This is a genomic window from Kitasatospora aureofaciens, from assembly GCF_001188955.3.
GTDB classification, from domain to species: domain Bacteria; phylum Actinomycetota; class Actinomycetes; order Streptomycetales; family Streptomycetaceae; genus Kitasatospora; species Kitasatospora aureofaciens.
This window is the reverse complement of sequence record NZ_JPRF03000029.1, coordinates 44,498-57,653: the sequence shown is the minus strand read 5'-3', so window position 1 is coordinate 57,653 and position 13,156 is coordinate 44,498. Positions and strand designations below refer to the sequence as shown.

Annotated in this window: 12 protein-coding genes; 3 read left to right on the top strand and 9 right to left on the bottom strand. The window is 74.3% G+C overall.

The features are described from left to right. Nucleotides 1–33: 33 nt before the first annotated feature. The 6 genes from HS99_RS19405 to HS99_RS19380 all read right to left on the bottom strand — a co-directional run bounded on the left by HS99_RS19405 (nucleotide 34) and on the right by HS99_RS19380 (nucleotide 6,278). Complete coding sequence (locus tag HS99_RS19405; protein WP_030284299.1) at nucleotides 34–1,680, bottom strand: bifunctional uroporphyrinogen-III C-methyltransferase/uroporphyrinogen-III synthase; 1,647 nt, start codon at nucleotides 1,678–1,680, stop codon at nucleotides 34–36. Further along, nucleotides 1,677–2,681, bottom strand: a complete 1,005-nt coding sequence (gene hemC, locus HS99_RS19400; protein ID WP_030284301.1) for a hydroxymethylbilane synthase — start codon at nucleotides 2,679–2,681, stop codon at nucleotides 1,677–1,679. Before hemC ends, HS99_RS19405 begins: the two co-directional genes overlap by 4 nt. A 41-nt stretch (nucleotides 2,682–2,722) precedes the next feature. After that, nucleotides 2,723–4,063, bottom strand: coding sequence for a glutamyl-tRNA reductase (locus HS99_RS19395; RefSeq protein WP_046386053.1), 1,341 nt, complete (start codon nucleotides 4,061–4,063; stop codon nucleotides 2,723–2,725). A 25-nt stretch (nucleotides 4,064–4,088) separates the two neighbouring features. Continuing rightward, nucleotides 4,089–4,991 (bottom strand): redox-sensing transcriptional repressor Rex, encoded by a 903-nt coding sequence (locus HS99_RS19390; RefSeq protein ID WP_030284305.1) that lies wholly within the window; start codon nucleotides 4,989–4,991, stop codon nucleotides 4,089–4,091. A 101-nt stretch (nucleotides 4,992–5,092) separates the two neighbouring features. Continuing rightward, complete coding sequence (locus tag HS99_RS19385; RefSeq protein WP_046386054.1) at nucleotides 5,093–5,839, bottom strand: 3'-5' exonuclease; 747 nt, start codon at nucleotides 5,837–5,839, stop codon at nucleotides 5,093–5,095. Nucleotides 5,840–6,002: 163 nt separating this feature from the next. After that, nucleotides 6,003–6,278 (bottom strand): glutaredoxin family protein, encoded by a 276-nt coding sequence (locus HS99_RS19380; RefSeq protein WP_030284308.1) that lies wholly within the window; start codon nucleotides 6,276–6,278, stop codon nucleotides 6,003–6,005. Nucleotides 6,279–6,680: 402 nt separating this feature from the next. On the opposite strand from HS99_RS19380, the gene HS99_RS19375 reads away from it, so the two are divergent. From HS99_RS19375 to HS99_RS19365, 3 genes are all read left to right on the top strand, one after another. Next, a complete protein-coding gene (locus tag HS99_RS19375; protein ID WP_030551605.1) occupies nucleotides 6,681–7,718 on the top strand; it encodes an HAD family hydrolase in 1,038 nt (345 codons plus the stop codon). 571 nt (nucleotides 7,719–8,289) lie between these two features. Continuing rightward, nucleotides 8,290–9,111 (top strand): ECF subfamily RNA polymerase sigma factor, BldN family, encoded by an 822-nt coding sequence (locus tag HS99_RS19370; protein ID WP_046386058.1) that lies wholly within the window; start codon nucleotides 8,290–8,292, stop codon nucleotides 9,109–9,111. Nucleotides 9,112–9,399: 288 nt separating this feature from the next. After that, nucleotides 9,400–10,695: a DUF5667 domain-containing protein gene (locus HS99_RS19365; protein ID WP_030284315.1), complete on the top strand. Its 1,296-nt coding sequence runs from the start codon at nucleotides 9,400–9,402 to the stop codon at nucleotides 10,693–10,695. Nucleotides 10,696–10,757: 62 nt separating this feature from the next. Here HS99_RS19365 and HS99_RS19360 read toward each other — a convergent pair whose 3' ends face one another. The 3 genes from HS99_RS19360 to HS99_RS41405 form a co-directional block, all read right to left on the bottom strand. Then, nucleotides 10,758–11,765 carry a lysophospholipid acyltransferase family protein gene (locus tag HS99_RS19360; RefSeq protein WP_030551607.1) on the bottom strand — a complete coding sequence of 336 codons (1,008 nt, stop codon included), beginning with the start codon at nucleotides 11,763–11,765 and terminating at the stop codon, nucleotides 10,758–10,760. Between the two features lie 6 nt (nucleotides 11,766–11,771). Next, entirely contained in the window at nucleotides 11,772–12,878 is a 1,107-nt protein-coding gene (locus tag HS99_RS19355) for an NAD-dependent epimerase/dehydratase family protein (RefSeq protein ID WP_030551610.1), read from the bottom strand. A gap of 150 nt (nucleotides 12,879–13,028) precedes the next feature. After that, entirely contained in the window at nucleotides 13,029–13,127 is a 99-nt protein-coding gene (locus tag HS99_RS41405) for a 30S ribosomal protein bS22 (protein WP_003948845.1), read from the bottom strand. Nucleotides 13,128–13,156: the final 29 nt, after the last annotated feature.

The following is a 13,156-nucleotide window of genomic DNA, read 5'->3' as shown; positions in this document are numbered from 1 at the left end:
GAACCGCCGCCCCCAGCACCATGGTTGGGGTCCTCAGCGGGCCTTGCGGCGGGATCCCGGACGGCGCTCGCTGGGCCGGTAGACCGGCTCGCCCGCGGCCGTCGCGGCGTCGCGGCGCTTGGCTCCGAAGTCTGCCAGCGCCTGGGCCAGCGCGGCCGCCGACGGCGCCGGGGCCATCACGTCGACCCGCAGGCCGTGCTCCTCGGCGGTCTTGGCGGTGGCCGGGCCGATGCAGGCGATGACCGTGACGTTGTGCGGCTTGCCGGCGATGCCGACCAGGTTCCGGACGGTCGAGGACGAGGTGAACAGCACCGCGTCGAAGCCGCCGCCCTTGATCGCCTCGCGGGTCTCGGCCGGCGGCGGCGAGGCGCGCACCGTCCGGTACGCCGTCACGTCGTCGACCTCCCAGCCGAGCTCGACCAGGCCGGCCACCAGGGTCTCGGTGGCGATGTCGGCGCGCGGCAGCAGGACCCGGTCGATCGGGTCGAAGACCGGGTCGTACGGCGGCCAGTCCTCCAGCAGCCCGGCCGCGGACTGCTCGCCGGAGGGCACCAGGTCCGGCTTCACACCGAAGTCCACCAGCGCCTGCGCGGTGGTCTCACCGACCGCCGCGACCTTGATCCCGGCGAACGCCCGGGCGTCCAGGCCGTACTCCTCGAACTTCTCCCGGACGGCACGCACCGCGTTCACCGAGGTGAAGGCGATCCACTCGTACCGGCCGGTGACCAGGCCCTTGATGGCCCGCTCCATCTGCTGCGGGGTGCGCGGCGGCTCGACCGCGATGGTCGGCACCTCCTGCGGCACCGCGCCGTACGAGCGCAGCTGCTCGGACAGGCCGTGGGCCTGCTCCTTGGTGCGCGGCACGAGGACGTTCCAGCCGAACAGCGGCTTGGTCTCGAACCACGAGTGCGAGGCCCGGTGGGCGACCTGCTCGCCCACCACGGCTATCACCGAGGTCGCCGGGTCCACCGGGGCGGACACCGGCGAGGGCAGCACCCGGGCGGCCTTGAGGTCGGCCGCGATGGTGGACAGCGTGGAGGTGAAGGTGCGCTGACGGGTGGTGGTGCCGGACAGGGTGGCGCTCAGCGCCGAGTCCGGCTTGCGGCCGTTGGAGACCAGCGCGTTCGCGGTGGCCGGCAGCTGGCCCAGGGTGGTGCGCACCACCAGGGTGGTCTCCGGCGCGCCCAGGTCGACCGGGGCACCGGACAGCAGCTGGGCGCCGTCCACGAAGCGCACGTCGGTGCCGGCCGCGCCGCGCAGCGGGACGCCCGCGTACGCCGGGACGCCGACCGACTGGGCGACGCCCGGGATCACCTCGAAGGGGATCCCGTCGCCCGCGCAGCTGAGCATCTCCTCGGCGGCGCAGCCGTCCAGGCCCGGATCGCCGTCGACGGTGCGGACCACGTGCTTGCCGGCCCGGACGGCCTCGGCGACCAGCTTGGCCAGGTCGAAGTCGCTGCCCTCGGCGACCGGGGAGTGCACCTGCACGCCGGCCGGGCAGTGGGTGCGTACGGCCGCGGCGGTCAGCGGGTCGGCGACCAGGACGTCGGCCGAGGACAGCACCTCGACCGCGCGCAGGGTCAGCAGGCCCGGGTCCCCCGGGCCCGCCCCCAGGAAGGTGCACCGTCCGGTGGGCTGGCCGGCCGGGAACAGGGCGTCGGTGGCGGCGGTGGGGCTCATCGGGCTCGCTCCCCCATCAGGGTGGCCGCGCCCGCGTCGAGCAGCCGGGCCGCGAGCGCGTGGCCGAGGGCCCGCGCCTGCTGCTCGGCGGTCTCGTCGAGGACGATCGGACCGTTGGCGGACATCTTCAGCAGGGCGGCGCCGTCGGGGTCTCCGACCACACCGTCCAGCTGCAGTTCGTTCTCCGGGCTCCAGGTGGCCAGTGCGGCCACCGGAGCCGAGCAGCCGGCCTCCAGGGTGGCCAGCAGGGCGCGTTCGGCGGCCACGGCGACCCGGGTGGGGGCGTGGTCCAGCGCGGCGAGCGCGGCGGTCAGATCGGCGTCGGCGGTGGCGCACTCGATCGCGAGCGCGCCCTGGCCGGGGGCCGGGATCATCAGCTCGGGGTCGAGGTGCTGCGAGATCTCGGCGCCGCGGCCCAGCCGGTTGAGGCCGGCCGTGGCCAGCACCACGGCGTCCAGCTCGCCACCGGTCACGTAGCCGATCCGGGTGTCCACGTTGCCGCGGATCGCGACGGTCTCCAGCTGGGCCCCGCGGGCCCGGGCCCAGGCGTTCAGCTGGGCCATCCGGCGCGGCGAGCCGGTGCCGATCCGGGCCGCGCGGCCGGCGCCGGCCAGCTTCTCGACGAGCTCGTCCAGGGTCAGGCCCTCGGCCGCGACCAGGGCGTCCCGGGCGTCCTCGCGCTCGGGGACGGCCGCCAGCGCCAGGCCCTCGGGCGCGGCGGTCGGCAGGTCCTTGAGCGAGTGCACGGCGAAGTCGATCCGGCCCTCCAGCAGGGCGTCCCGCAGCGCGGAGACGAACACGCCGGTGCCGCCGATCTGTGCGAGGGCCTCCCGGGAGGTGTCTCCGTAGGTGGTGATCTCGACCAGCTCGACGGGGCGGCCGGTGAGCCTGGTCACCTCGCGGGCGACCATGCCCGACTGGGCCATGGCGAGCGCGCTGCGCCGGGTGCCGAGCCGCAGGGCGGCGGCCGGAGCCTGCTCGGTGAGCGGTTGACCATTCATGAGGTGATCGTCCCGGTGGTACTCGTGGGATGGCTGACGGTTCATCTGACGCCCCCGCCCGGGGGCTGGGGCCGGCCGCCGACGGGCGTGCCCGACACGGCGTGCACGGCCGCCGGGTCGAGGTCGAACAGCTCACGCAGGGCGTCCGCGTAGGAGGCTCCGCCGGGCTCGGCGGCCAGCTGCTTCACCCGGACGGTCGGGGCGTGCAGCAGTTTGTCGACGACGCGCCGGACGGTCTGGGCGATCTCCGCGCGGGAGCGCTCGTCGAGGTCGGGCAGCCGGGAGTCCAGCCGGCCCAGTTCGGCGGCGACCACGTCGGAGGCCATCGCCCGCAGCGCGACCACGGTCGGCGCGATCCGGGCGGCCCGCTGGGCGGCGCCGAAGGCGGTGACCTCGTCGGCGACGATCCGGGTGACCTCGTCGACGTCGCCGGCGCCGGGGCTGGCGGCGTGCGCGTGGGAGAGGCTCTCCAGGTCGACCAGCAGGGCGCCGTCGAGCTCGTGCACGGCGTGGTCGACGTCGCGCGGCATGGCGAGGTCGAGCAGGGCGAGCGGGGTGTCGGCCGTACGTGTGGCGACCGCGGCGGCCACGTCCTCGGCCCGGACCACCACGCCGGCCGCGCCGGTGCAGGAGATCACCAGGTCGACGTCGGCCAGCGCCTCCGGCACCTTGGCGAGGTCCAGGGTGCGGGCCGCGCCCGGGCCGAGGATCTCCACCAGGCGCTCGGCGCGGGCCGGCGTCCGGTTGGCGATCAGCAGGTCGGTGACGCCGGAGCGGACCAGGGTGGCGGCGGCCAGCGAGCTCATCGAGCCTGCTCCGACCACCAGTGCGCGCTTGCCGGCGATCTCGCCCGCGCCCGCCGCGACCTGCTCCAGGCCGAAGGTGACCAGCGACTGGCCGGCCTTGTCGATGCCGGTCTCGCTGTGCGCCCGCTTGCCGACCCGCAGGGCCTGCTGGAACAGCTCGTTCAGGCCGCGCCCGGCGGTGTGCTCGTCCTGCGCCTTGGCCAGCGCGTCGCGCAGCTGGCCGAGGATCTGGCCCTCGCCGACGACCATCGAGTCCAGGCCGCAGGCCACCGAGAACAGGTGGTGGACGGCGCGGTCCTCGTAGTGGACGTACAGGTGGGAGGTCAGCTCCTCCAGGTCCACACCGCTGTGGTGGGCCAGCAGCAGCGACAGTTCGGCGACGCCGGCGTGGAACTTGTCCACGTCCGCGTACAGCTCGATCCGGTTGCAGGTGTTGAGCAGGGCGGCTTCGGCGACGGTCGAGGAGGCGGCCGCGTCGTGCAGCAGCCGGGTCGGGACCTCACCGGTCAGCGCGGCGCGCTCCAGAACGCCGACCGGTGCCGTCCGGTGGCTCAGTCCGACGACGAGAAGACTCATGCCCGCCCCCCACAGCTCTCGGTGTTCATGCGGGCATCACCGCGGACAGCTCGCCCTCGCCGCCCTTGGCGGTCTTGCCCTTGCCGGCCTGCTCGGCCTGGTCCTTGGCCACCGGCTCGGCGACGACGCGGCCCTTGCCGTTGCCGCCGGCCGCCCGGCGCAGCTTGGCCGCGGCCGCCCGGACCGGGCCGGGGGCGCGGTCCAGCACGGACTCGGTGCGGTCGGGCTCCTCCCCGGCCTTGCGCTGCTCGTGGAAGGCGAGGATCTGCAGCTCGATGGAGAGGTCCACCTTGCGCACGTCCACGCCGTCCGGAACGGTCAGCACGGTCGGGGCGAAGTTCAGGATGCTCGTGACGCCGGCCTCGACCAGCCGGTCGCAGACCTGCTGGGCGGCGCCGGGCGGGGTGGTGATCACACCGATCGAGACGTGCTGGCTCTCGACGATCGACTCCAGCTCGTCCATGTGGCGCACCGGCAGCCCGGCCGCGGTGGAACCGACCACGTTCGGGTCGGCGTCCAACAGGGCGGCGACCCGGAAGCCGCGGGAGGCGAAACCGCCGTAGTTGGCGAGGGCGTGGCCGAGGTTCCCGATGCCGACGATGACGACCGGCCAGTCCTGGGTCAGGCCGAGCTCGCGGGAGATCTGGTAGACGAGGTACTCGACGTCGTAGCCGACGCCGCGGGTGCCGTAGGAGCCGAGGTAGGAGAAGTCCTTGCGGAGCTTGGCCGAGTTCACGCCGGCCGCGGCGGCCAGCTCCTCGGAGGAGACGGTCGGCACCGAGCGCTCGGAGAGTGCGGTGAGGGCCCGCAGGTAGAGGGGGAGCCGGGCGACGGTCGCCTCCGGGATGCCCCGGGCACGCGAGGGTCGGCGCGCGGCGCCCTGGTCAGGCGTCTGCGAACTGCTCTGTGGTGATCGGCCGATTGCCACGGTGCTCCTGTGGGTGAAGCTGGGCTTTGGCAGCCAGGCTAAGCGTTTGTGAACGTGTGCACAAAGATGGTGTCCGATTTGTCCCCACACAGTGATGCGCATCACGCCGTCGAACACATAGCACCGGCCTGCGTCAGGACGAGCTCCGGGGCCGCGGAACCCGGCAGCCAGGGGCCGTACGGCGCCTCCCGGCGCAGCAGCGGGACGGGGCCCCCGGACGGGCGGGAACGGGCCCGGCCCAGCCTCGGCCAGGGAACCCGGGCGGCCTCGCGCAGCGGGCCGGCCCAGTCGTCCGGCGGACAGGACGGCTCGCCCACGCAGTGCCGCAGCAGCTCGGCGGTCACCCGGGCATCGCCGAGCGCGGTGTGCGCCGGGTACCAGCCCAGGCCGGCCGCCTCCGCGCAGGCCGCCAGCCCGTAGCCGCGGACCTCCGGCAGGTGGGCACGGGCCAGCCGCATCGTGCACAGCACCGGGACAGGGGGCAGCGGCACCCCGATCCGGGCGAACTCGCGGTCCAGGAAGGCGTGGTCGCAGCTGACGTGATGGCCGACCAGCACCCGGCCCGCCAGCAGCTCCAGCAGTCGCGGGGCGATCTCCCGGAACCGCGGGGCGCCCTCGACGTCCGCCTGGCGGATCCGGTGCACATGGGTCGGACCGACCGGGCCCAGCGGATCCAGCAGGGTGGCGAACTCCCCCTCGGGGCGGAGCCGCTCGTTCAGCAGCACCACCGCCACCTCGACCACCCGGTGCCGCCACGGGCTGCGGCCGGTCGCCTCGACGTCCACCACGGCGAAGCCCCGGCCACCGGGCAGGGCTTCGGACGTCGCGGGGGTCGGGCGGGGAAGCATGGCGGCACTCCTCGTGTGCTCAGCCCCCCACGGGCGCAAACGCGTTCGATCGTAAGCCGACCCAGGCGCCCCGCCCCAAGCCGGAACGGAGTGTCTTTGGCAACGATTCGGCGAACCGCCCCCGCCGGTCGGCGGGGGCGGTGACACTCGGACGAACGGTTCCTCAGGCGCCCAGGGCCTTGCGCAGCCGGCTCTCGTCGACCCGCCAGAAGTCGTGCTGGCGGCCGTCGACCAGGGTGACCGGGATCTGCTCCCAGTAGCGGCGGTACAGCTCCTCGTCCTGGGTGATGTCCTTCTCCTCGAAGGCCGCGCCCAGCTCCGCCGTCACCCGGACGATCACCTCCCGCGCCTCGTCGCACAGGTGGCAGCCGGGCTTGGCGACCAGGGTCACGGTACGGTCCGCCGGCTCGGGGCTCTTACGTCGCAGCAGAGGGCTCACCCCGGCATTGTGCGCCACTGTGACTCGCCCGCTCGCCTCCGGGGCGCTCCCGACCCGGCGCCGACACTCGTCGCTCCGGCGCTCGTCCCTCACTTGTCACTCCTCCCTCTCGGCACCGGCGCACCCCTTCGACTCGGGGCGGGGACTCGCCCCCTCGCCTCCGGGGCAACTTTCGGGGCGGCGCCGACACTCGTCGCTCCGGCGCTCGTCCCTCACTTGTCACTCCTCCCTCTCGGCACCGGCGCACCCCTTCGGCCCGGGGCGGGGACTCGCCCCCTCGCCTCCGGGGCAACTTCCGGGGCAGGCCGGGACGCGGCGCCCAGGGCCGGGCGGGGGACTGTTCACCGCACGGGCACTGCTCCGTCACGGCCGCTCCCCGCCCGGCTGGATATGCTCGATGACATGGCCGTGCTCCGAAGGCTCACCCAGGCGAGGCGCTCCACCACCGAGCGGAGCGCCCTGGCGGGCGAGGCCGCCGCCGCGGCCGCCGAGGCCGCGCTGCGCGCCGAACCGCTGGCCCCCCTCACGACGGACGCCCCCGGGGCGGGCGCCACCGGGCCCGGGACGGCGACCGCGGCGGGCACCGCGACCGAGGCCCCCGCCACCGGCAAGCCCGGGAAGGCTCCCAAGGCGCCGACCGAGAACCACACCCCCGACCGGGACGACCCGCGCGCCGCCGCCTTCTTCGACTGCGACAACACCATCCTGCGCGGCGCGGCGATCTTCTACCTCGGCGTCGGCCTCTACCGCCACGGCTTCCTCACCCGCCGCGACATCGCCCGCTTCGCCTGGCAGCAGGCCATGTTCCGGCTGCACGGCACCGAGGACCCGGACCACATCTCGGACGCCCGCAACACCGCCCTCGGCATCGTCGCCGGAAAGCGCACCGCAGACCTGGAGGCGATCTGCGAGGAGGTCTTCGAGCAGGTCGTCGCCGACAAGATCTGGCCCGGCACCCGCGCGCTGGTCCAGATGCACCTGGACGCGGGCCAGCGGGTCTGGCTGGTGACCGCCGCCCCACTGGAGGTCGCCCGGATCATCGCCCGGCGGCTCGGCATGACCGGCGCGCTCGGCACCGTCGCCGAGGCCCGGGACGGCCACTACACCGGACGGCTGGTCGGCGACCTGCTGCACGGCCCGGCCAAGGCCGCCGCGGTGCGCGCGCTGGCCCGGCGGGAGCGGCTGGACCTCGACCGCTGCGCCGCGTACAGCGACTCGGCCAACGACATCCCGATGCTCTCGCTGGTCGGCCACCCGTACGTGGTGAACCCGGACGGCGCGCTGCGGCGGCACGCCCGGGCGCAGGGCTGGCGGGTGCGCGACTTCCGGACCGGGCGCAAGGCGGCCCGGGTGGGGCTGCCGGCGGCGGCCGCGCTCGGAGTGGCGGCCGGCGCGACGGCCGCCGCGGTGGCGTTGCGGCGCCGTCGCGTCCGCGGCTGAGCCACGCCCGAACCGGGGCCGGAGCCGGTTCCACTCCCGCGCGGGGAACCGTTTCTGCCCCTCCCCCGCGCGGGTGATGAGGTGTCAATCGGTGGCCTGACCTGGCCCCTCGTACGAGCGAACTCCCTGTTCGCAGAAGGCCGTCCGAGCCGGTTGCACGAACTTGTTCCCCGGCGACCGGTTCTGATCGTTCGCCAAGCCGGGAAAGTCGGGGGTTGCCGGGCTTCAAGGCTGGGAAACCGCCCCCAGCACCGCCGAATTGGTCACCCTGGGCGCCCGAACGGTCACGTTGAGCCGGATGAACGATGACATCTCCGGTCAGTGTCAGCCGAATATGCACAACCAATGGATCCCAAACGACCACTTCGACCACACGGTGTAGCTGTCATTGCACAAAGCGTTATTCTCTCCTGGATGCACGTCACCCATGCATCCCCGCTCGAACGGGTGCCATGGGGAGTGCTCTCCGCGCAGGCGGAGGTGATCCGTCCACAGTTCTGCCTCTGGGAGTCCCGTGTACCCACCCGTCCGGAACGACGCGCCTGCACCCTCCCGCCCGTCGTCCGCGCCCCTGCGCCCCCGCACCGGCCTCGGCGGCCGGCCGACCGCCGAGCGGCAGATCTCCACCGGCCTGGACCTGCTGCGCACCCTGCTCCGCAGCCAGCTCGCCGCCTCGCCCCAACTCGTGCCCGCCGGTGTGCCGTTCGGCCACCAGCACGGCCCCGGCCTGGCGCTGCGCACCACCGCCGCCGGCTCCACCGGCACCGGCTCGCGCGGCCGCACCGGAACCACCGGCATCGGCCGCAGCCGCGCCCGCACCGCGCCGAGCCCCGGCTTCGAGACCGAGCACAACCCGATCATGGAGCTGGTCGAGCGGGCCCAGGCGGGCGAGAGCGAGGCCTTCGGCCGGCTCTACGACCACTACGCGGACACCGTCTACCGCTACATCTACTACCGGGTCGGCAGCCGGGCCACCGCCGAGGACCTCACCAGCGAGACCTTCCTGCGCGCGCTGCGCCGGATCGGCACCTTCACCTGGCAGGGACGGGACTTCGGCGCCTGGCTGGTCACCATCGCCCGCAACCTGGTCGCCGACCACTTCAAGTCCAGCCGGTTCCGGCTGGAGGTCACCACCGGCGAGATGCTCGACTCCAACGAGTGCGAGCGCAGCCCGGAGGAGTCGGTGCTGGAGTCGCTCTCCAACGCCGCCCTGCTGGACGCGGTGCGCCGGCTCAACCCGCAGCAGCAGGAGTGCGTGACGCTGCGCTTCCTGCAGGGGCTCTCGGTGGCCGAGACGGCCCGGATCATGGGAAAGAACGAGGGCGCCATCAAGACACTCCAGTACCGCGCCGTCCGCACCCTGGCCCGGCTCCTCCCGCCCGACGCCCGGTGAGGCGGCGGTGACCGAGGGGGTGGCAGGGCCCGGACGGGCCCTGGTCCGGCGACGGCCCGGAGGTCCGTCACCGCTCGTACCCGACCGACACGTCCGGGTGAACGGTCGGTCCGGTGATCAGCCGTGCGTAACCGACCGCCCGCACCGCTCGTTGGCCAGCGTGCAAGCCCCCACCAGGCGTACGGTCAAGCCGAATTGCGACCTGTCACCCGATGGAGTGGCTTTGGCCCGCCGGGGCAACCGTCCGGCAGGCCGGGGTGTCGACAACGACGAAGGGAGGTGTGGCCCGTGACGGCAAACGTGCTGGAGCACCGGCGGGCGAAGGCCTTCGCCGAGGCGCTGGAGGCCCACCAGGCGGAGCAACGCCGCGCGGCCAACGCCGAATCGGCCAACGCCGCTTCCACCGAAGCGGGTTCGGTCGCGATGGCCGAACTGGTCGGCCTGGCCGACGCACTGGGGGCACTGCCCGGACCGGCCCTGGACCGGGAGGTCCGGACGGTCCAACGGGCCCAGCTGATGGCGGCGTTCGAGCAGGCCTTCGCGGGCGGGCCGGGCGCCGCGGTGCCCCGCCAGCGCCGCCACCGGACCATCCGGACGGCGCCGCGCGGCCGGTGGAGCCGCCGCTTCGCGATCGGCGGGCTGGTCGCCGGGCTCGCCGTCGGCAGCCTGGCCGGGGCCGCCGCCGCGAGTTCCAGTGCCCTCCCCGGGGACACGCTCTACGGCATGAAGCGTGGCCTCGAAGGGCTCCGGCTGGATCTCGCGGACTCCGACTCGGAACGCGGCCGGCTACTGCTCGACAACGCCGCCACGCGGCTCGGCGAGGCCAACGCCCTGGTCGGCCAGCCCGGTTCGGCCACCGCGCTCAGCCCGGCCACCGTCGACCGGGTGCGCCGGGCGCTGGACGACATGCACGCCGACGCCCTCAGGGGCCGCGACCTGCTGCGCTCGGTCTACCGCAGCAACGGCTCGCTGGAGCCGATGCGTGCGCTGGCCGGCTTCGCCCACGACGAGGACGGCCGCTGGAGCGAGCTGCAGGGTCGCCTGCCGGTCCAACTGACCCAGCAGGCGCACCTGGTGGACCAGCTCTTCGACGCCATAAGCGAGGACGTCGCGCCCCTGCGCCTGGCCCAGCCCCCCGCCAAGAGCGGTGACCCGGCCGGCACCGGAGCGGGCGACGACTCGTCCTCCTCGCCCGGCGGCTCCCCGGACGGCTCCGGCACGAACGGCACCGGCGCCGCGCCCGGCTCCGGGCAGTCCCAGGGCAGCGCGGGCAACCGCCCCGGCACCGACCACGCCCCGGCCGCCACCGGCACCGGCAGCACGGCCGGCAACGGGAAGGGCGCCGGCCTGCCGAGCACCCTGCCCAGCAACGCCCCGGACGCGGTCAACGGGCTGGTCGGCGGCCTCACCAGCGGGCTCTCCGGCGCGGGCAAGCCCTCGCCGAGCACCGACGCGGCCCCGCCGCAGGTGCCGCAGCCGCCGTCCGGCCCGGCCAGCGCGCCGACGGGCGCCCAGCAGGGGGTGGACGTGCCCCCGCTGATCCCCGGTCTGCTGCCCGGGCTGCGGATCCTCGGCGGCAGCTGAGCGAGGCGGTGTGACGGTGCCCCCGGCGGAGTCCGCTCCGCCGGGGGCACCGTCACGTCGGATCAGAAGAACACCGAACGCCGCTGCACCAGCAGCTGGTACAAGGTGTGCTGGATGGTCTCGCGCACCTCGTCGGCCAGGTCGAAGACCAGCATCGGGTCGTCCGCCGCCTCCGCCGGGTAGCCGTCGGTGGCGATCGGCTCGCCGAAGCGGATCGTCCACTTGGTCGGCAGCGGCAGCATGCCGAGCGGCCCCAGCCACGGGAAGGTCGGCGTGATCGGCACGTACGGCAGGCCGAGCAGCCGGGCCAGCGTCTTGACGTTGCCGATCATCGGGTAGGTCTCCTCCGCCCCGACGATCGAGCACGGCACGATCGGCACCTTCGCCCGCAGCGCCGAGGAGACGAAGCCGCCGCGGCCGAAGCGCTGGAGCTTGTAGCGCTCGGAGAACGGCTTGCCGATGCCCTTGAAGCCCTCCGGCCAGACCCCGACCACCTCGCCGCGCTCCAGCAGCGCCTGGGCGTCCTCGTTGCAGGCCAGGGTGTGACCCGCCTTGCGGGCCACCTCGTTGACGCCCGGCAGCACGAAGACCAGGTCGGCGGCGAGCATCCGCAGATGCCGGTGGTGCGGGTGGTGGTCGTGGATGACCACCTGGGTCATCAGGGCGTCCAGCGGGAGGGTGCCGGAGTGGTTGGCGACGACCAGCGCGCCACCCTCGGCCGGGATGTTCTCGATCCCCTGGACCTCGATCCGGAAGTACTTCTCGGCCAGCGGTCGCAGCAGCGAGAGCAGCACCTCCTCGGTGAGCTCCCGGTCGAAGCCGAACTCGTCCACCTCGTAGTCGCCGGTGATCCGGCGGCGCAGGAAGGCCAGCCCCTCGGTGGCCCGGGCCTCCCAGCCCTTGCCGAACAGCCGGGTGGCCGCCGGGCCGAGCTGCCCGGACAGCGCCCCGCCGACGGCTCCGGCGAGCCGGTCGGCCAGGCCGGGGCCCTCCGGAGAACTCCAGCTGGGGGCGGACTCGATCGGGATGACCTTGGCCTCACCCGGCGCGTTCTCGGCGGCGGCACTCATCGCGGGTCAGCTCCTCGGGCGGTGGGGGCGGTTCGGTACGGCGGCGGTCACGGCGGCCGGGGCTTCCGGGCCGAGCAGGGCGGCCAGCCGGTCGGTGACGGCGGACAGCCGCTCGGGCGGCAGCAGGCCGGGGCCCTGGGCGGCGGCGAGGTCGGCGAAGGCCTCCGGCGTGGTGAACGCCGGGCGGTAGCCGAACACCTCCCGCAACCGGGCGGTGTCCACCACCCGGCCGTGGGTGAGCAGCCGCAGCTGCTCCGGTGAGACGTCCACCAGCCGGGTCTGCCGCGCCAGCGAGGCCATCCAGCTGATCGCGGGCAGCAGCAGCGGCACGGTGGGGCGGCCGAGCCGGCGGGCGCACTGGGAGAGCAGCAGCACGCCCTCCCCCGCCACGTTGAAGGTGCCGATGTTGACGGTGCCCGGCTCGGGCTCGTCGACGGCCCGGCAGAGCACCGCGACGGCGTCGTCCTCGTGGACGAACTGCAGCCTGGGGTCGTAGCCGAGCACCGTCGGCAGCACCGGCAACGCGAAGTACTCGCTGAGCGGGGTGTCCGCGCCCGGGCCGACGATGTTGGCGAAGCGCAGCACCGTGACCGCGACGTCCGGACGGCGCCGGGCGAAGCCGCGCACGTAGCCCTCGACCTCGGCCGCGTCCTTGGCGAAGCCGCCGCCGGGCGGGTCCTTCGGCTGCATCCGCTCGCTGAACACCGCCGGGTCGCGGGGCGCGGAGCCGTAGACGCCGGTGGTGGACTTCACCACCAGCCGGCGCACCCCGGAGGCCTTCTGGCAGGCGCCGAGCAGCTGCATGGTGCCGATGACGTTGGACTCCTTCACCGCGGAGCGGTTGGTGGAGCCCAGCCCGGTGGCACTGACACTGAGGTGCACCACGGTGTCCACCCGGTGCTCGGCGATCACCCGGGACACCGCCGGGCGGCGCAGGTCGAGCTGGTGGAAGGTGTACGGCGCGGCCGGGCCGTCCGGCTCCTCGACCGGCAGCCGCGGCGGCTGCACGTCCACGCCGACGACCCGGTCCACCCCCGGCCGACGACGGACCTCGGCGGCGAAGCGGGCACCGAGATGGCGTGCCACGCCGGTGACGAGCACGACCACGCCCACGGTGCTGCACCCCATTCCCTCGACCCGAGCGGCCTGCGTGCACCGTACCGCGACGCCCCGCCAGGCGGTGAAACGACACCGCCCGCCCCGGCCACTGGGGCCGGGACGGGCGGTGGAAGCGCTGGGCGCGCTGGGCGCGGCCGGGGGCGCTTACTTCTTGTTGCGACGCTGAACGCGGGTCCGCTTCAGAAGCTTGCGGTGCTTCTTCTTGGCCATACGCTTGCGACGCTTCTTGATGACAGAGCCCACGGAACAACCCTCGCTCACTGAGACTCTCG